The following is an 18,107-nucleotide window of genomic DNA, read 5'->3' as shown; positions in this document are numbered from 1 at the left end:
CCGTCAGCGCCCTCCGTCGTCCGGGCCGGGACGCTCAGGCGGTGACCACGAACCGCGCGGCGAGCAGGTCCTGCGCACGCGACGAGCGTCCGACCCGGACCTCGATCTCGCCGGGCTCGACCACGCGACGTCCGGCGGCGTCCACGATCGTGCAGTCGGCGACGGGCAGCTCGAGGGTCACCTCGACCTGGCCGCCCGCCGGCACGTCCACCTGGGCGAACGTCTTGAGCTCCTGGTCCGCCCACGACACCGACGTCACGGCGTCGGACACGTAGAGCTGGACCGTCTCCCGCGCGGGGCGCGCGCCCGTGTTGCGCAGGGTCACGCTCGCCCGGACGACGTCGGCGGCCGTCGCCGTCGTGCGGTCGAGGCGCAGGTCCTCGTAGGCGACGTCCGTGTAGGACAGCCCCTCACCGAAGGCGAACGCCGGGCGCTGGGTGAGGTCGGCGTACCGGTCGCCGTGCTGGCCGCGGATCTGGTTGTAGTACGTCGGCTGCTGCCCGACGTGCCGCGCGAACGAGATCGGCAGGCGGCCCGACGGCTCGACGAGCCCGAGCAGCAGCTCCGCGATCGCCTGCCCGCCGCGCATGCCGGGGTTGCCGGCCCACACGAGCGCGGCCGCGGACAGCGCCGAGTCCGGCAGGACGAGCGGCTTGGACGCGAGCAGGACCACGACCAGGGGCGTCCCCGTCGCGGCGAGCGCGTCGAGCAGCGCGATCTGGCCACCCACGAGCTCGAGCGTCGCCGTCGAGCGTCCCTCGCCGACCAGCTCGATCCGGTCGCCGACGACGGCGACGACGTAGTCGGCGTCGCGCGCGGCCGCCACGGCCTCGGCGATGAGCACCTCGTCCGGGGCGCACGGCACCACCACGGGCGGGCGGGGCTGGCCGTCCGGGAAGGTCGCGCCCTCGGGGTCGGGCTCGAGGGTGAGGATGTCGGCGCCGCGGGCGTGCGTCACCGTCCAGCCCTCCGGGACGACGCCGCGCAGGCCGTCGAGCACCGTGGTGATCATCTCCCGCGGGTGGCCGTCCGGCAGCCAGTCGGCCTGGCCGGACGAGCCGGCCCAGTCGCCCAGCTGCGTCTGCGCGTCGTCGGCGAGCGGCCCGACGACGGCGACGCGGCGCGGGGTCGTGTCGCCGTCGGCACCGCGCACGAGCTGGGTGCCGGCGGCGGCGAGGTCGGCGCGGAAGCCGCCCGCGAGCGGCAGCACGCCGTCGTTGCGGAGCAGCACGAGCGAGCGGCGCGCGACCTCCAGGTTGAGGCGCGTGTGCTCCGGCGAGGCGATGACCCGCTCCTGCACCGCGACGTCCGGCCGGCGCGGGTCCTCGAAGAGGCCGAGCTCGAACTTGAGGGTGAGGATGCGCGTCACGGCGTCGTCCAGGTCGGACTCCGCGAGCATGCCGGTCGCGACAGCCTCGAGCGCGCCCTCGTAGAACCCGGGCGTCGTCATGATCATGTCGTTGCCGGCGCGGACCGCGGCGGCGGCGGCGTGCGCGTGGTCCGGCTGGACCTTCTGCTCCCACACCATCCGGCCGACGTTGTCCCAGTCGGTGACGAGCGTGCCCGTGTAGCCCCACTCGCCGCGCAGCACCTCGTCCAGGAGCCACTCGTTGACCGTGATCGGGACGCCGTCGGTCGTCTGGTAGCCGAGCATGAACGTGCGGCAGCCCTCACGCGCGACGCGCTCGAACGGCGGCAGGAACCACGAGCGCAGCTTGCGGCGCGAGATGTCCGCCTCGGACGCGTCGCGCCCGCCCTGGGTCTCGGAGTAGCCGGCGAAGTGCTTGGCGGTCGCGAGGACCGCGGTCGGGTCGCCGAGTCCGTCGCCCTGGTAGCCGCGCACCATCGCCGAGGCGAGCTCACCGATGAGGACCGGGTCCTCGCCGAAGGTCTCGTCCACGCGGCCCCAGCGCAGGTCGCGCGCGATGCAGAGCACGGGCGAGAAGGTCCAGTGGATGCCGGTCGCGGCGGCCTCGACCGCCGTGGCCCGCGCGACGCGCGCCGCGAGGTCGGCGTCCCACGAGCCGGCCATCGCGAGCTGCGTCGGGAAGATCGTCGCGCCCACCCAGAACGAGTGGCCGTGGATGCAGTCCTCGGCGACCAGGAGCGGGATCCCGAGGCGCGTCTGCGCGGTGAGCTCGTGGGCGCGCAGCACCCGCTCGGGAGAGGTGTGCAGGATCGAGCCGACCTGGGTGCGCAGCACGTGGTCGTCGACGCCGTCGCGGGCGTCGAGCTGCATCATCTGGCCGACCTTCTCCTCGAGCGTCATCCGGCCCAGGAGGTCCCGCACGCGCTCGGCGATCGGGAGGGAGGGGTCGCGGTAGGGGGCGCGCGTCGTCGCGGTGCTCATCGGGCGTCCTTGCTGTCGGTCGGGCGGGGCCGGCGCAGGGGCCGGTCCGGGGTCCGTGGTCCGTGGTCGAGGGTGACAGACAACGGCGCTGCCGTCCGAACCGGGCGCGCGGGCCGCCCGGCCCGGCGCGGCGTCCCGGTTGCCGCGCGTGCCCGGTGGCCCTAGGCATGGGGGTGACCCCGCACACCGGCCGAGGAGGCACCGTGGGACTCGAGGACATCGTGGGCAAGGCGCGCCGTGCGCTCGACGGCAACGAGGACAAGGCGCAGCAGGCGCTCGACTCGGCGGCGCGCGCCCTCAAGGCGCGCACGGACACCCCGACCGACGCCAAGATCGACCAGGTCGTCGACAAGGCCAAGGACGTGCTGGAGCAGCAGAAGAAGAAGCCCTGACCGGGGCGCGCGGCCCGGCGCGTCAGGCGGTCGCGAAGGCCGCCAGGCCGAGCTCGACCGCGCGGTCGAAGAGCAGCTCGCGGTCCTCGGCGGACAGCGACGCCTCGCGGAACAGCAGGTCGGAGATGGTGCAGATGGCCAGCGCCTGGCCGCCCTCCGCGTCGGCTGCCGCGTAGAGGCCCGCGGCCTCCATCTCGACCGCGAGCGTGCCGTGCTTGACGAGCAGCTCCTGCGTCGCCGCCCGCTCGGCGTAGAAGGCGTCGGAGGTGAAGACCGCCCCGACGTGGACGCTCTGGCGCGTTCGACGACGCCGTCGGCCGCTGGGCGTGGGGGCGGGCTCCGGCGCGGGCGCGCCCGGTCCGACGCCGGCCGCGAGCGCGGCGGCCGCCGTGAGCGCGAAGCTGGGCGCGTGGCTGTAGTGGATGCCCGGCACGCGATGGGCCGTCATCGCCGAGTCGGTGTGGGCCGCGCTCGCGATGACGACGTCGCCCACCTCGAGGTGCGGCGCCATGCCGCCGGCCGTGCCGATCCGGATGATGCGCTGCGCGCCGTAGTACCGGAACAGCTCGGTCGCGTAGATGGTGATCGACGGCATCCCCATGCCGGACGCCATGACGGACACCGGCCGGCCGTCGTAGGTCCCGGTGTAGCCGACGATCCCGCGCACGTCGGTGACGAGACGGGCGTCGGTGAGGACCGTCTCGGCGATGCGCGTGGCGCGCCGGGGGTCGCCAGGCATGAGCACGTCGGGGGCAAGGTCACCGGGCTCGGCGGTGATGTGCGGCGTCGCCATGTCTGCGACCCTAACGCTGCCGTGCGACGCGCTCACCGCTCGCGGGTCCCGGAGTGGTTGCTGTCACCCGGTCGGTACCTCGAGCACGACGTCGGTGCCGCTCGCCTCGAGGTCGACCCCGTCCGGGGTGAGCGCCAGTCCCGTGAGCTCCATCCCCTCCGGCAGCCCGTCGACGGGGACCGAGAGCCCCTGCACCTGCTCGACGAGGCGCGCCGGGAGGTCGTCGGCGTCGACCTGGACGCCGCCGAGGCTGAAGGAGACGACGTCGGCCTCGATCGCGCGCCCGGCGGCGCGCGGCGCGATCGTGATGGCGACCGGCATGCCGAGGACCGTCGTCGACGCGACGAGGTGCTGCCCCTCGACGGCGAGGTCGGCGTCGACGGAGAGCAGGGACGTGAGGTCGTCGAGGCGGGCCGACGCCGTCATCGTCGCCTCCGCCGCCGTCGTCGGCTGGTCCGTGGAGACGTCCCGCAGGAGGACGACGACGTCGTGCAGCGGCAGGCCCTCGAGCGTCACGCTCGACGCGGTGATGCGCACGTCGTCGAGCTCGCCGGCGAGCGCCTGGGTGAGGAAGGGGAAGCCCCCGATCGTCACGTCGGGCGTCTCGTCGAGCCCGGGCACCTGGGCGCGCAGCCCTTCGGCGAGGTCCGCCTCCGTGCGGTCCCGGACGACGCCGTCGGCGACGTAGGCACCACCCGCCAGCACACCGAGGACGACGACGGTTGCGACCACTCCCCTGACTCCCACGCCCGCGACGGTAGGCGCTCGCACGCCCCACCGCCCGCCCGACCCGCCCAGCGCGCCGCCCCGCCCGACCCGCCGTCCCCCGACCGCCGTCCCCCGTCCCGCCGTCACCCCGCCGTCACCTCGCCGCCCCCGGCCGCCCTCGATCCCGGTTTTGGAACGGATCTGGGCGTCGGCGCACCCGGATCGGTGCCAAAACCGGCGCCTGAGGGGGACAGCGACGCCGACGCGCGGCCAGGAAGCCCGCCGACGCCGCCCGCGCACAGCTGACCGCCGCCCGCCGCCCCTCGAGCCCGGTTTTGGAACGGATCTGGGCGTCGGCACACCCAGATCGGTGCCAAAACCTGCGCCTGAGGGGGGCAGCGACGCCGACGCGGTCAGGAAGCCCGCCGACGCCGGCCGACCCGCGCACAGCTGAGCGCCGCCCCCGCCCTCGATCCCGGTTTTGGAACGGATCTGGGCGTCGGCACACCCGGATCGGTGCCAAAACCGGCCGGTGAGGCGAGGGCGACGCGGGACAGTCGGGTCAGGCGGGCGGCGGCCGGGTCAGGCGGGGGGCGGGCGGGTCAGGCGGGCGGCGGGCGGGTCAGGCGGGCGGCGGGCGGGTCAGGTGGGGGCGGCAGGGGCAGGCGGGGGCGGGCGGGCGGCGGTGGTGGTCGCGGGGCGGGGCTCGGGGTGGCGGCTTAGGCTCGGAGGACCTCGTCGACGAGGAGCCGTGGCCGTGCAGACGCTGCTGTGGACGCTGTTGCCGACGGTGGTCTACGGAGGGCTGGCGTGGCTGGTCCTCGACGACCCACCGCGGGTGTGGGTGCGCGCCCGCAGGTGGGCGGTGCGTCGACGGGCCGAACGCCTCGGCCTCGTGCGGCGGCACGGCCCCTCACGGGCACCCCTGGCGCCGGCGGCGGCGCCCGACCCCTTCGACGTGCTCGCGGTGCAGGTGCGGCTCGGCGTCCTCGCGGCCCAGCTCCGCAGCCTCGAGGTCGACCCACGGGCGTGGGCGCGGGGCCGCCGGATCATCGCGGCGCAGGCCGCCTACGACGCGCTGCTCGCGGAGGCGTGCCGGCTCGCCGGGGTGCCGGTGGACGCGGACGCGGTGCTCGCGCCGTGGGGGCCCGGCCGCGAGCCGGAGCGCTTCCGTGAGGAGCTGGAGCTCGCCTCGCGCGGCTGGTCGTGGTGAGGCGTCAGGCCCTGACCGTGAGCGTGCTCGACCCGTCGGGGTGGCACCGCACCTCGATGCGCTCCGCGATGGACTGCTTGAGCGCCTCGACGTGGCTGACCACACCGACCACGCGTCCGCCGTCCCGCAACCGCCCGAGCTCCGCCAGCACGACCTCGAGCGTCTCCGGGTCGAGCGTGCCGAAGCCCTCGTCGATGAACAGGGTCCCCAGGTCGGTGCCGCCGGCCTCGGCGGTGACGACGTCGGCCAGCCCGAGCGCCAGGCACAGGGACACGTAGAACGTCTCGCCCCCGGAGAGGGTGCGCGCATCGCGCTCGACCCCGGTGCGGTGGTCGACCACCTTCATCGCGAGCCCGGTGCGCCGGCTGCGGACCGCCTCCCGCTCGTCGCTGCGCACCAGCTCGTAGCGGCCGTCGGACATGGTCACCAGGCGGGAGTTGGCTGCCGCGACGACGTCCTCGAACCGGCGCATGAGCACGTAGGTCGCGAGGCTCAGCTGCCTGGCGTTGTCCCCGCCGCTCGCCGCCGCGACGTTCGCCATGCGCACCACGGGGCCGGCGTCGGCGTGGGCGGCCTCCTGCGCCTCGAGCGCCCTGGCGAGCTGGTCGTGGGCGGACGACGACGCCTCGGCGAGATGGGCGCTGCGAGCCTCGGCGCGTGCCGCCTCGGTCGCGAGGGCGTCGGCCGTCTCGTGGGCCGACGCGAGCGCGTCGAGGTCGACGTCGACGACCGCCGGCAGGGCGGCCAGCTCGGGCTCCGCCAGGCCGGAGCGGACCCGGGACAGGGCGCGGTCGTGCTCGGTCACCGCGCGCTCGAGGTCCCGGAGCGCGACGGCGTCGAGCGCTGCGGCCCGCACGGCGGCGCCGTCGGCGAAGTCGTGCTCGACGAGCGCGGCGGCGAGCTCCGCCAGCCGCGCGTCGTGCGTGGCCGTGGCCTCCTCCACCCGCGCCAGCGCGTCACCCCAGGCGGTGAGGTGCCCGATCCGCTCGTCGACCAGCGCGAGCCGCACGCGCACCGACTCCGCGCCGTCGCGTGCCGCCTCGACCTCCACCTCGGCGAGGGTCAGGGCGTCGTTCGCCGCCTCGTGCGCGGCGCGCGACTCGGTCAGCGCCACGTCACGCTGCGCGACCTGCGCCGCGACCTCGTGCGTCTCGCGGTCGAACGCGGCCAGCGACGCCTCGACGTCCCGGACCCGGCCCACCGCAGCCAGCGCGTCCGAGACGCCCGCACGCGCCAGCGCCAGTCGCTCCTCGACCTCGGCGAGCGTCCCCCCGGCGGCGGACCGGCGCGCCTCGAGCCGCTCGGTCGTCGCGGCGAGGGTCCCGGCGGCCTCGGCCAGGCGCGCGTGCGCCGCGTCACGGGCAGCCTCGGCCGCCTCGAGCTGCTCGACCGTCACGTGCTCCGCGCCGAGCGCGGCCGGCGCGGGGTGCTCGACGCCGCCGCACACGACGCACGGCTCGCCGGCGACCAGCCCGGTGGCGAGCTCCCCGGCCATGCCCGCGATCCGCAGGCGCTGCAGGCGGGCCGCCTCGCCCACGGCCGCGTCGGCGGCCGCCGCCAGCGTCCGGACGTCGGCCCGGGCGCGCTCGACCTCGACCATGAGCCGCTCGGCCTCCGTCGCCGCGGTCCAGCACGCCTGCGCCGCCGTGAGGCGCTCGGGCGCACCGGCGAGCGCGGCGGCGGCCTCGTGCGCCGCGAGCAGGGCCTCCTCCAGGGCGGTGCGCGCCGCCGGACGCGCGGCCTGCGCCGCGCGGAGGTCGACCAGCTCGGCGGCCCGGCGCTCGACGGTCGCGGCGAGCGCGGCCACGCGCTGGCGCCGGGTGGACAGCTCGTCCTCCAGGTCGACCGCGCGCACCAGCGTCGCGCGCAGCCCGGTGCACGTGTCGCGCTCGAGCCGCAGGGTCTTGCGGACCACCTCGGTGCCGGCCGTCTCGTCGACCAGCCCTCGCACCTCGCCGGGGACCCGGGCGAGCGTGGCGGCGAGCGCGTCTGCCGCGACCTCGAGCGCCCGCTCGGCCGTGGCCAGGCCCGCCACCGACGGCATGACCGCCTGGGCCCGGCGGGCGGCGGCGAGGGCCGCCGCCCGTGCGGCGTGCTCGTCGTGCTCGGCGCTCAGCGCGGCGAGCTCCGTCCGCAGAGCGACGCGACGACGGTCGGCGGCGACGAGCCCCCGGCCCGCGTCGAGCGACTGCCGGGTCGCCCCGCACCGGTCCTTCGCCGCGGCGGCGTCCCGCGCCGCCGCCGCCGCCTCGTCCGCGCGCCGGGCGGCCCAGAGGTCCGCCGCGTCGCGCAGCTCGGCGGCCGCGTCCAGCCGCGTCGCGAGCCCGCGCAGGGCGTCCGCGTCGTCGGCCGGCACGCCGGCGGCGCCGACGAAGTGGTCCACCGCGCGCGCCACCCGCTCGGACGCGTCCTCCAGGGCCCGGCCGGCCTCCGCCCGGAGGCGCTCCAGCCGCTGCTGGAGCCGGTCGTAGACCTCGGTGCCGAAGACCTTCTGGAGCAGCCCGCGGCGGTCCTCGGGGTTGGCGCGCAGGAACCCGGCGAACTCGCCCTGCGGCAGCACGACCGTCTGGACGAACTGCGTGCGGTCGAGCCCGACGACCCGCTGCAGCTCGAGGCCGACCTCGTCGAGGCGCGTCGAGACCAGCTCGCCGTCGTCCGGGCGGTCCGGGTCCGTCAGGCGCCACAGCTTGACCGTCGACTGCTGGAGGGTGGTGCCCGTCCCGCGCTGCTTCGGGCGCTGGTACGCGGGCGTGCGCCGCACGCGGTAGACCCCTGAGCCGACCTCCAGCACCAGGTCCACCACGGTCTCGTCGCCCGGGCGCGCGTGCGCCGAGCGCAGCCGCTCCTCGGTCGCCTCCCGCGAGGCGACCTTGCCGTACAGCGCGAAGACGACGGCGTCGATGATCGTCGACTTGCCGGCGCCTGTGGGTCCCTCGAGCAGGAACAGGCCGCTGGACCCCAGGCGCGCGAAGTCGATCGTGTGGCGTCCCGGGAAGGGTCCGAGCGCCTGGATCGTGAGCGTGTGCAGGTGCATCAGGCGCTCCGCTCCGCCGCGAGGACGTCCTCGTAGGCGCGCCGCAGGACGTCACGCTCGGCGCCCGAGGGCGGGGCGCCCGTGACGTGCTCGACGAACTCCGCCGCGACCTCGAGCGGGTCGCGCGCCGACGTCACCGCCGCGGTGGCACGGGCGCGGGCCGCGGCCCCCGCCGGCCGGTGCTCCACGACGAGCGTGTGCGGGAACCGGTCGCGGATCCGCGCGTAGAGCTCGGTCGGGCGCGCCGGGTCCGTCACGACGACGCGCAGCCAGTCGCCCACGTGCGGCTCCCCCGCGGCGCCGAGCAGCTCCTCGAGGGTGCCCGTGACCTCGGCGAGCCGGCGGGGCACGGGCGCGGGCAGCAGCTCGGTCGTGACGCCCTCGGCGACGTCGACGAGCACCGACGCCTTGCGCTGCCGCATCTCCGAGAAGGAGTAGGCCAGCGGCGAGCCCGAGTACTGCAGCACGGGCGCGGCGCCGTCGTCGTCGGGCGTCACCGCGAGGCGCTGCGGCCCGTGCAGGTGGCCGAGCGCGACGTAGTCCGCGCCCCGGAAGACGCCTGCGGGCACGCTGTCGACCCCGCCGACCCGGATGTCGCGCTCGGAGGCCGAGGGCTCCCCGCCGACGACGAAGGCGTGCGCCATGACGACGGCGCGCGGCCGGCTCGACCCACGGCGGGTCGCGAGGTCGGCCCGGACGCGCCGCATCGCGGCGGCCGTCACCGCCTCGTGCGAACGCGGGAGGAGTCCGTCGGGGGTGAGGTCGGGGCAGTCCTCGTCGGCCAGCACGCGACGCGCGCCGTCCGGGTCCAGGTACGGCAGCGCGTAGACGAGCACGGGGCCGTCGTCGTCGGCCAGCTCGACCGGACGGCCGACGTCGGCGACGCGGGCACGCAGGTGCACGCCGTCGCGCATGAGCCGGGCGCCGAAGCCGAGGCGGATCGCGGAGTCGTGGTTGCCGGGCGTGACCACGACGGTGGCGGTCTCACTGAGGCGCGCGAGCGCGTCCGCGAGCAGGTCGACGGCCTCCACGGGCGGGATCGCGCGGTCGTAGACGTCGCCCGAGACGACCACGGCGCCCACACCCTCGGCGCGCACCAGCTCGACGAGGTGGTCCAGGTACTCGGCCTGGTGCCCGAGCAGGTCCACCCCGTGCAGCGTGCGACCGAGGTGCCAGTCGCTCGTGTGCAGGATGCGCATGACCGGGACGCTAACCGCCCCCACCGACACGCCCGGTGACCGGCCCCCGCGAGTCGCCCACACCGGCACCCGCCACACCGGGCGGCACCTCGCCGCGTCCGTGCCGGCCCGCGGTCCGCGACCCGGTCAGGGACGTGAGGTGCGGCAGACTCGACCGGGTGCGCCGTCTCCTGCCCGGGCTGCTCGTCGCGGCCCTCGTCACGGCCGTGGCGCTGCTGGTCCCGCGCGTCCTGACGGTCTCCGCACTCGTCGTGGCGATCGCCGTCGGCGCCGTGCTGCGCAACGTCGGCGCGCTCCCCGAGGCGACGCGCCCGGGGCTCGCGTGGGCGGCCCGGCGCCTGCTGCGGGCGGGCGTCGTGCTGCTCGGGCTCCAGCTCTCGCTGCCCGCGGTCGCCGATCTCGGCGTCCGCGGCGTCGTCGTCATCGTCGTGAGCGTCGCGGTCACGTTCGCCGCGACCGTGCTGCTCGGGCCGGTGCTGGGCGTGTCCCGGCGCCTCACGCTGCTCGTGGCCACGGGCTTCTCGATCTGCGGCGCGGCGGCGGTCGCCGCGATGTCCGCCGTCGTCGACCCCGACGGCGAGGCCGAGGAGGACACCGCGACCGCCGTCGCGCTCGTGACGCTGTTCGGGACCGTCGCGCTCGTCGCGCTGCCGCTGCTCGTGGGCGCGCTCGGGCTCTCCGACGACGACGCCGGCCTGTGGATCGGCGCCAGCGTGCACGAGGTCGCGCAGGTCGTCGCGGCGGGCGGCGCGGTCTCGGCGGCCGCCCTCGCGGTCGCGACGGTGACCAAGCTCGGCCGCGTCGTGCTCCTCGCACCGCTCGTCGCCGGCGTGGGTGCGGTGCTGCGCGCCCGGTCGGCGGTACCGGCGGGCGGGCAGGTTGGCACCGGCGCACCGGCGTCGCGGCCGCCCCTGGTGCCCCTCTTCGTGCTCGGCTTCCTCGCCGCGGTCGCCCTGCGCTCGACGGGCCTGGTGCCCGACGTCGTCCTGGACGTCGCGTCGCAGGTCACGACCGCGCTGCTCACGGCCGCGATGGTGGGCCTGGGCGCGGGGGTCGACCTGCGCCGCCTGCTGCGGACCGGTGGCCGCGCGGCCGTGCTGGGTGCGGCGTCGACCGTCGTGGCCGCGAGCGCGTCGGCGGCGCTCATCCTCGCCATGCCCTGACCGGACCGGCCGCCCTCCGACCGCACCCGCCCCCGGTGGTCAAGGACGCTTGACACGCGTCGGGAAGTCAAGCATCCTTGTCAGGACAAGGACACTTGACATCAGGAGCCGCCATGAGGAACGACGTGCGGGACCTCCGGCTCGCCGCCGGACTGTCCCAGCGCGAGCTCGCCGAGGCGCTCGACGTCTCGCGCCAGACCGTGAACTCGATCGAGACGGGCCGCTACGACCCGTCGCTGCCGCTCGCCATCGCCATCGCCCGCCACTTCCAGCGCTCCGTGGAGGAGATCTTCCATGTCGACTGACCGCACCCTCACGACGCGGCGCACGGTCGCCGTCGTCGTCGTCCTGGCGTTCCTCGCCCTGATCGTGGCCGTGGGCCTCCTGCTGCAGGAGCGAGTCCCCGGGAACATGGGCACGGGGTTCCTCGGGGGAGCCGCCGCCGCGACCGCGGGCGCGCTGGTGATGGTCTGGCGGGCGACCCGGCGCCCCGCGGACGCCACCACCTTCGAGCGGTCCTGGACCCAGACCGGGGACGAGCGCGACGACTCCGTGCTCACACGGGCGCTCGCCGTCCTCGGCCTGCTCGCACCGCCGCTCACCGGGGTGGCCGCGATCACCATCGCCCTGGGCGCAGCCGTCGAGATGGTGCTCACCCTCCTGATCGTCGCCCAGGTCCTCGTCGGCGCGGCGGCGTTCGTGGTCGTCAACCGCCGCAGCTAGCCGATGGCAGGATCCCGGGTGAGATCCTGCGCCAGGGGTCAACCACGCCCGGTCGTCGGCCGATGTAGTCAGCGGTGTCCCCGCGCCTGCGCCACGAGACCGGCCCGTCGCACCGCCACAGCCCGCCACGCCCCAGGAGGAACCAGATGACGCCGAGCAACGAGTCCGGACCGGGACTCCGCCTGGTCACCGAGGACTCGGCCTCGGCCGACGCGCTCACCCTCACCACGCCGTTCCACGACCTGGACGAGTACGTCGCGCTGCCGCGCATGTCGGGCCTCGTGCTCTCCCCGGACGGCTCGCGACTCGTCACGCAGGTCTCGACCGTGAACCACGACGCGACGAAGGTCCACACGGCGCTGTGGGAGGTCTACCCGACGCGGGCCCGGCCCGCGCGCCGCCTGACCCGCAGCGCGCAGGGCGAGTCCGGCGCGGCGTTCACGCCCGACGGCGACCTCCTCTTCACCTCCTCGCGTCCCAACGCCGACGCCACGGACGACGCGGAGAAGCCCCTCGACAAGCCCGCCCTGTGGGTGCTGCCGGCCGGCGGCGGCGAGGCGCGCATCGTCGCGACCCGCCCCGGGGGCGTGCGCGGCGTGCGCACCGCCCACTCCTCGGCCGCCGTCGTCTTCGCGACGGACATGCTCCCCGGCGCGACGTCGGGCACCGACGACGAGCGCCTGCGCGCGCTGCGCAAGGACAAGAAGGTCGCCGCGATCCTGCACGACGGCTACCCCGTGCGGCACTGGGACCACGACCTCGGCCCGGACCAGCCGCACCTCCTGGGCTGGCACTTCAAGCCCGGCGACGACGTCGCCCGCTCGGTCGAGGTCGCCAGCCTCAGCATCGAGCACCTCAAGGTCAGCGACCTCACGCCCCAGCCCGGTCACGCGCTGCGCGAGGCCGAGTACGACTTCAGCCCCGACGGCACGTTCGTCGTCTCGACGTGGCGCGTGCCCGGGCCGCGCGGCTCCGTCCGCACGATCCTCGTGCGCCTGGACGTCGACACGCAGCAGCGCACCGTCCTCGTCGACGACCCCGACGCCGACCTCGACTCGCCCGTCATCTCGCCCGACGGCAGCGCGGTGGCCTACGTCCGGGAGTCGATCTCGACGCCGCAGGAGGCGCCGCGGCGCACGCTGCACCTCGTGCCACTCGCCGAGCCCGCCGAGGGTGCGGCCCGCGGGACGCACCAGGTGGCCGCCGGCTGGGACCGCTGGCCCTCGGGTGCGCAGTGGCTCCCGGACGGCTCCGGCCTGCTCCTCGTCGCCGACCAGGACGGCCGGGCGCCGGTGTTCCACGTCGACCTGGCGACCGACGAGGTCACCCAGCTCACGCACGACGACTACACGTACTCCGACCTGCAGGTCGCGCCCGACGCCACCGTCGTCTACGCGCTGCGGGCGTCCTACCTCGCGCCCGCGCACCCCGTGCGCATCCACCTCGTGGACGAGGACGAGAACCGCACCCGCGGCACGGTCACCGTGCTGCGCGCGCCGGTCCCGCCGCCCACCCTGCCCGGCACCCTCACCGAGGTCCGCACGACGGCGACCGACGGCCACGAGGTGCGCGGCTGGCTCGCGCTGCCCGACGGCAGCGGACCCGAGAACCCGGCGCCCCTGCTGCTGTGGATCCACGGCGGCCCGCTGAGCTCGTGGAACAGCTGGTCCTGGCGCTGGAACCCGTGGCTGATGGTCGCCCAGGGCTACGCCGTCCTGCTGCCGGACCCGGCGCTCTCCACGGGCTACGGCCAGGAGTTCGTCCAGCGCGGCTGGGGCCGGTGGGGCGCCGAGCCGTACACCGACCTCATGGCGATCACCGATGCGACGGTCGCGCGCGAGGACGTCGACGAGTCCCGCACGGCCGCGATGGGCGGCTCGTTCGGCGGCTACATGGCCAACTGGGTCGCCGGCCAGACCGACCGCTTCGACGCGATCGTGACGCACGCCAGCCTGTGGGCGCTCGACCAGTTCGGCCCCACCACGGACTCCGCCTACTACTGGGCGCGCGAGATGACGCCCGAGATGGCCGAGCGGTACTCGCCGCACCGCACCGTGGGCAACATCCGGACGCCGATGCTCGTGGTGCACGGCGACAAGGACTACCGCGTCCCCGTCGGCGAGGGCCTGCGCCTCTGGTACGAGCTGCTCTCCGCCTCGCAGCTGCCGGCCGACGACGAGGGCCGCACCCCGCACCGCTTCCTGTACTTCCCGGACGAGAACCACTGGATCCTCACCCCGCAGCACGCGAAGGTCTGGTACCAGGTGGTCACGGGGTTCCTCGCGGAGCACGTCCTCGGCGAGGAGCCGGCGCCGCTGCCCGAGACCCTGGGCTGACGTCGGCCCGCGGGCGGTGCGCGTGGGTGGGGTGACGCGGCTCGTGACGTTCGTCGAGATCGACGAGCGTCACACCGACGACCGGCAGGTCTCGGTCTCCGCGCGCCACGAGGCCGTGCTGGCCGACGAGCGCCGGGTGCTGCTCCTGGACGACCGCGGCTGGGCCGAGTCCGGTCCGAGCGACATCTGGGCCTACATCACGGTCGACGGCGTGGCCTCGACCGCCCGGACGGTGGTCGGGCCGGACGAGCCGGTCCGTGGCCAGACCCACGACGACGCCGCCCGCGCCCACTGGGCGTCGCTGGCCGACGTCCTGCGCCGCGAGGGCGTCGTCGCGGACGGCGACGCGCTCGCGCGCCTGCCGCACGACGTCGTCCTCGGCGAGCGTCTGCGCGCCCGCCTGCGGTCCGCCCGGTCGGGCGGACCCACGCCCTGACCGGCCGCTCACCGCCGGAGCGTGGGTCAGTCGGGTGCGGTGGTCCGGCGGACCGGGATGAGGTCCGTCATGCCGGCGAGCTCGATGAGGTCGCTCACGCCGTCCGGCGGGTCGAGGACCACGACCGTGCGCCCCTCCTCCTCGCCGGCGCGCACCAGCTGCAGGACGAAGGCGAGTCCCGTCGAGTCCAGGAACGTGACGTCCGCGGCGTCCACGACGACGGGTCCGGCGCGCAGGACCACCTGGGCCATGACCACGCTGGCCTCCTCGCGCAGGCCGGCGTCGACGTCGCCCCACAGGTGCACGACCGACGTGCCGTCCGGCGCCGTCCCGAGCTCGATGCCGCCCCAGGAGCCGGGCGCCGCGGGTGAGACCACCTCGTCGGGGCCGGTCACGGCCGTTCCTCGGTCCTGCGACGTGGTGGTCATCGGGTCCTCATCCTCGAGTCGACGGGTGCGCGCGCTACGACGGGTGCCCACAGAAGGTAGGACGAACCGCCGACACCGACGGTTCCGCACCCGGGTGAACGCAGGGGAGCACCTCCGGTGAACGTCGCGGGCGGACCCGGTGGAGGCCGCCCGGTCAGGGCTGCTCGGGCTCCGGGTCGGTGACGTCCGCGACCGTCGCACCCAGCGCGAGCACCATCTGGCTGCCGTCCACGGTCGCCGCCACGCCGTGCGCCCCGGCGCCGATCGACATCGGCCGGCCCGCGACGCGCGCGTCGGCCACGACGGGCCACGCGTGCGTCGAGCCGAACGGCGTGATCGTCCCGCGCTCGTACCCCGTGACCTCGCGCGCGACGGCGGCGTCGGGCATCGACAGCCGCGAGACGCCGAGCAGCTCGCGCAGCTTGGGCCACGAGATCGCGCGCCCGCCGGGGACGAGCACGAAGAGGTAGTCCCCCTCGCCCCGCCGCACGACGAGCGTCTTGACCACCTGGTCCGGGCCGACGCGCCGCGCCGCGGCGGCCTCCGCCAGGCTGCTGACCGGCCCGTGGCGCACGATCCGGTGGCGGAGCCCGCTGGCCTCGAGCGCCGCCACGGCGCGCTGCTCCCCCTCGGTGGGCGTCGTCGGCTCGGTCACGGCGCCATCCTCGCCGGGCCCCGCGCGCCGCGACAACCCGGGCGTCAGTGGTGCGGCGGCACCTCGTGCTCGCGCGTGCGCGTGATCAGCACCGGGCACGTCGCGCGCTGCACCACCGTGTGGCTGACCGAGCCGAGCAGCGCACGCACCAGCCCGCCGCGCCCACGGCTGCCCACCACCAGCAGGCGCGCGTTCTCCGCCTGGTCGAGGAGCGCGGCGGCGGGCTGGCCCTGGACGAGGTGCTGCTGGATCAGCAGGTCCGGGTAGCGGTCCGCGAGCCCGGCGACCGACTCGGCGAGGACCAGGCGCTCGTCCTGCTCGAGGCGGTCGCTGATGGTCTCGGGGATGTAGTAGTCGGCCGAGAGGTACACGCCGGGCTCCTGCCACGCGTGCACGACGTGGAGCGCGTCGCCCGTGCGGTCCGCCGCCGCGGCCGCGAGGCGCACCGCCTGGAGCCCGTCGGACGAGCCGTCCACGCCGACGACGACCCCGGTCGCCTCCGGGGCCGGCAACGACGGCACCACCGCGACCGGGCACCAGGCCGCGGCCGCGATGCCGTAGCTGAGCGAGCCGGAGATCACGCCCGCCAGGCCCGTGAGCCGCTGCGCCCCGACGACGACGAGCGTCGCGTGCCGGGAGCGCTCGCCCAGCGCGTTCGCCGCCGTCGTCCGGTCGACGTGCGTCCGCACCGGGAGGGCCGGCCAGGACTCGCGCACGCGGTCCGCGGCCTGGGCGACGAGGTCAGCCGCGCCCGCGGCGACGACCTCGTCCTCCAGGAGGTCCAGCGCGGTCGACGGGTAGCCGATCGCGTGGACCAGGTGCAGCTCGGTGTGGCGGTCCGCGGCCGCCTGGGCGCCCCAGATGAGCGCACGCTCGCTGGACGGTGTGCTGTCGACGCCGACGACGACGGGTCCTGCCATGGTCGTGCTCCTCCCCCTGGCCCGCGGGCGTGGACGGCACGAGTGCGAGAGCACCGGCCGTACCCGCAGGTCCTCCCACTATCACCCCTGTCGCCACGGGGCGCGCCGGGACCGGACGGAGCCGGACGCTTGACCTCAACCGCGGTCGAGGCCACAGCCTCGACCCATGACGACGACGACACCCGCCGCACCGACGCTCACATCGCCGGCCCACCTCCCCGACGCCCTCATGCGGAACCTGTCCCGCGTCACGGGCGACGAGAAGCACGACGCCGCGGCGCACTCGACGCTGGACGTCCTGTGGGTGCTCCACACCCGGGTGCTGCGCGTGGCCCCCGAGACGCCGGAGCGCGCCGGCCGCGACCGCTTCCTGCTGTCCAAGGGCCATGGTCCGGCGTCCTACTACGCGGTGCTCGCGACGCTCGGGTTCTTCCCCGAGGCGTGGCTCGACGACCTGGCGGGCACGACGTCGCCGCTGGGCCACCACCCGGACCGGCTGCTGGTCCCGGGCGTGGAGATCTCGAGCGGGTCCCTCGGGCACGGCCTGCCGATCGCCGTCGGCCTCGCGCGGGGCCTGGGCATCACGGGCGAGGGCGGCGTGGTCCACGTGCTCGTCGGTGACGCCGAGCTCGACGAGGGCAGCAACCACGAGGCGATGGCGATCGCGGGCCGGTGGCGGCTCGACCGGCTGCGCTGCGTCGTCGTCGACAACGACTCGACGTCGCTCGGGTGGCCCGGCGGGATCGCGCGCCGGTTCGAGGTGGAGGGCTGGGCGGCCGCGCACGCCGACGCGAGGGACCACGACGCGCTGGAGGCGGCGCTGACGGCCCCGGCCGACGGACCCCACGTGACGGTGGTCCGCACGGCACGGAAGGCCGGCTGATGCGCGCGCGCTTCACCGCCACGATGGCGGACCTCCTGGCGCGGGACCCGAGGACCGCGCTCGTCCTCGCGGACATCGGCCCGGTCGACCTCGGCCGCGGGACGCCCGCCGCGGAGCGCGTGATCAACGTCGGCATCCGCGAGCAGGCGCTCATCGGGGTCGCCGCCGGTCTGGCGACGGCGGGCCTGCGCCCGTTCGTGCACTCCTACGCGCCGTTCCTCGTCGAGCGGCCCTACGAGCAGATCAAGCTCGACCTCTCGCACCAGGACCTGGGCGCGGTGCTGGTCTCGATCGGCGCCAGCTACGACGCCGCGAGCGAGGGGCGCACCCACCAGTGCCCCGCCGACGTCGCGCTCCTCGCAGCCCTGCCGGGGTGGCGGGTCCACGTCCCCGGCCACCCGGACGAGGTCGAGGCGCTCCTGCGGGCGGCCGCCCGCGCGGACGACCGGCAGTACGTCCGGCTCTCCAGCGCGTCCAACCCCGAGGCGTACCCCGCCGACGGCACGATCCGCGTCGTGCGCGAGGGGCGTGGCGCGGCCGTCCTCGCGGTCGGTCCGGCACTCGGGGCGACGCTGCGCGCGGCGGAGGGCCTCGACGTCGCGGTCGCGTACACCGCGACGCCGTCCCCGCTCGACGCGCCGGGGCTGGCCGCCCTGGTCGCGGACCGCGGTCGCCTGGTCGTGGTCGAGCCCTACCTCGAGGGGACGACGGCGCCCGAGGTGCTCGCGGCCCTGGGCGGGCGCCCGATCGCGCTCGACCTCGTCGGCGTCGGACGCACCGAGGTGCGCCGCTACGGCAGTCCCGAGGACCACGCGCGCCACCACGGGCTCGACGCGCGCGGGATCCGGCAGCGGCTCGTCGGTGCGGCCTGACG

The 18,107-nt window shown here is 76.1% G+C and carries 17 protein-coding genes; 9 read left to right on the top strand and 8 right to left on the bottom strand.

The window, feature by feature from the left end:
* Positions 1-34 precede the first annotated feature (34 nt).
* The gene (locus H2O74_RS00595) at positions 35-2,350 is read right to left on the bottom strand and encodes a glycoside hydrolase family 3 N-terminal domain-containing protein (RefSeq protein ID WP_182112655.1); all 2,316 of its coding nucleotides are present in this window, start codon (positions 2,348-2,350) and stop codon (positions 35-37) included.
* 203 nt (positions 2,351-2,553) lie between these two features.
* Here H2O74_RS00595 and H2O74_RS00590 point away from each other — a divergent pair, with 203 nt between their 5' ends.
* Positions 2,554-2,742 (top strand): antitoxin, encoded by a 189-nt coding sequence (locus H2O74_RS00590; protein ID WP_182112654.1) that lies wholly within the window; start codon positions 2,554-2,556, stop codon positions 2,740-2,742.
* 22 nt (positions 2,743-2,764) lie between these two features.
* Here the strand turns inward: H2O74_RS00590 and H2O74_RS00585 are convergent, their stop codons facing one another.
* Together H2O74_RS00585 and H2O74_RS00580 are read right to left on the bottom strand one after the other, a co-directional pair.
* Entirely contained in the window at positions 2,765-3,535 is a 771-nt protein-coding gene (locus H2O74_RS00585; protein WP_182112653.1) for a purine-nucleoside phosphorylase, read from the bottom strand.
* A gap of 63 nt (positions 3,536-3,598) precedes the next feature.
* A complete protein-coding gene (locus H2O74_RS00580) occupies positions 3,599-4,282 on the bottom strand; it encodes a DUF2993 domain-containing protein (RefSeq protein ID WP_182112652.1) in 684 nt (227 codons plus the stop codon).
* Positions 4,283-4,994: 712 nt separating this feature from the next.
* On the opposite strand from H2O74_RS00580, the gene H2O74_RS00575 reads away from it, so the two are divergent.
* The gene (locus H2O74_RS00575) at positions 4,995-5,456 is read left to right on the top strand and encodes a hypothetical protein (RefSeq protein ID WP_255491705.1); all 462 of its coding nucleotides are present in this window, start codon (positions 4,995-4,997) and stop codon (positions 5,454-5,456) included.
* A gap of 4 nt (positions 5,457-5,460) precedes the next feature.
* On the opposite strand, the gene H2O74_RS00570 is transcribed toward H2O74_RS00575, so the two are convergent.
* Both H2O74_RS00570 and H2O74_RS00565 read right to left on the bottom strand, forming a co-directional pair.
* Positions 5,461-8,490 carry an AAA family ATPase gene (locus H2O74_RS00570; RefSeq protein ID WP_182112651.1) on the bottom strand — a complete coding sequence of 1,010 codons (3,030 nt, stop codon included), beginning with the start codon at positions 8,488-8,490 and terminating at the stop codon, positions 5,461-5,463.
* Positions 8,490-9,689: an exonuclease SbcCD subunit D gene (locus H2O74_RS00565; RefSeq protein ID WP_182112650.1), complete on the bottom strand. Its 1,200-nt coding sequence runs from the start codon at positions 9,687-9,689 to the stop codon at positions 8,490-8,492. The genes H2O74_RS00570 and H2O74_RS00565 overlap by 1 nt, the downstream gene beginning before the upstream one ends.
* 158 nt (positions 9,690-9,847) lie before the next feature.
* Here H2O74_RS00565 and H2O74_RS00560 point away from each other — a divergent pair, with 158 nt between their 5' ends.
* The 5 genes from H2O74_RS00560 (at position 9,848) to H2O74_RS00540 (ending at position 14,347) form a co-directional block, all read left to right on the top strand.
* Positions 9,848-10,852: a YeiH family protein gene (locus tag H2O74_RS00560; RefSeq protein WP_220457990.1), complete on the top strand. Its 1,005-nt coding sequence runs from the start codon at positions 9,848-9,850 to the stop codon at positions 10,850-10,852.
* Between the two features lie 113 nt (positions 10,853-10,965).
* Positions 10,966-11,157, top strand: a complete 192-nt coding sequence (locus H2O74_RS00555; RefSeq protein ID WP_182112649.1) for a helix-turn-helix transcriptional regulator — start codon at positions 10,966-10,968, stop codon at positions 11,155-11,157.
* The gene (locus H2O74_RS00550; RefSeq protein ID WP_182112648.1) at positions 11,147-11,575 is read left to right on the top strand and encodes a hypothetical protein; all 429 of its coding nucleotides are present in this window, start codon (positions 11,147-11,149) and stop codon (positions 11,573-11,575) included. The genes H2O74_RS00555 and H2O74_RS00550 overlap by 11 nt, the downstream gene beginning before the upstream one ends.
* 146 nt (positions 11,576-11,721) lie before the next feature.
* On the top strand, positions 11,722-13,911 hold the full coding sequence (locus tag H2O74_RS00545; RefSeq protein WP_182112647.1) for an alpha/beta fold hydrolase: 2,190 nt from the start codon (positions 11,722-11,724) through the stop codon (positions 13,909-13,911).
* Between the two features lie 31 nt (positions 13,912-13,942).
* Positions 13,943-14,347, top strand: coding sequence for a hypothetical protein (locus H2O74_RS00540; RefSeq protein WP_182112646.1), 405 nt, complete (start codon positions 13,943-13,945; stop codon positions 14,345-14,347).
* A 26-nt stretch (positions 14,348-14,373) separates the two neighbouring features.
* Here H2O74_RS00540 and H2O74_RS00535 read toward each other — a convergent pair whose 3' ends face one another.
* From H2O74_RS00535 to H2O74_RS00525, 3 genes are all read right to left on the bottom strand, one after another.
* Entirely contained in the window at positions 14,374-14,775 is a 402-nt protein-coding gene (locus tag H2O74_RS00535) for an STAS domain-containing protein (protein WP_182112645.1), read from the bottom strand.
* Positions 14,776-14,929: 154 nt separating this feature from the next.
* Positions 14,930-15,430, bottom strand: a complete 501-nt coding sequence (locus H2O74_RS00530) for an aminoacyl-tRNA deacylase (RefSeq protein ID WP_182112644.1) — start codon at positions 15,428-15,430, stop codon at positions 14,930-14,932.
* A 44-nt stretch (positions 15,431-15,474) separates the two neighbouring features.
* Positions 15,475-16,350, bottom strand: a complete 876-nt coding sequence (locus H2O74_RS00525; protein ID WP_182112643.1) for a universal stress protein — start codon at positions 16,348-16,350, stop codon at positions 15,475-15,477.
* Positions 16,351-16,516: 166 nt separating this feature from the next.
* On the opposite strand from H2O74_RS00525, the gene H2O74_RS00520 reads away from it, so the two are divergent.
* Entirely contained in the window at positions 16,517-17,233 is a 717-nt protein-coding gene (locus H2O74_RS00520; RefSeq protein ID WP_182112642.1) for a transketolase, read from the top strand.
* Positions 17,233-18,105 carry a transketolase family protein gene (locus H2O74_RS00515; protein WP_182112641.1) on the top strand — a complete coding sequence of 291 codons (873 nt, stop codon included), beginning with the start codon at positions 17,233-17,235 and terminating at the stop codon, positions 18,103-18,105. The genes H2O74_RS00520 and H2O74_RS00515 overlap by 1 nt, the downstream gene beginning before the upstream one ends.
* Positions 18,106-18,107 lie beyond the last annotated feature (2 nt).

The organism is Actinotalea sp. JY-7876, assembly GCF_014042015.1.
Taxonomy (GTDB): Bacteria; Actinomycetota; Actinomycetes; order Actinomycetales; family Cellulomonadaceae; genus Actinotalea.
Note: the sequence above shows the minus strand (reverse complement) of the source record. Positions and strands in the feature narration are given on the sequence as shown.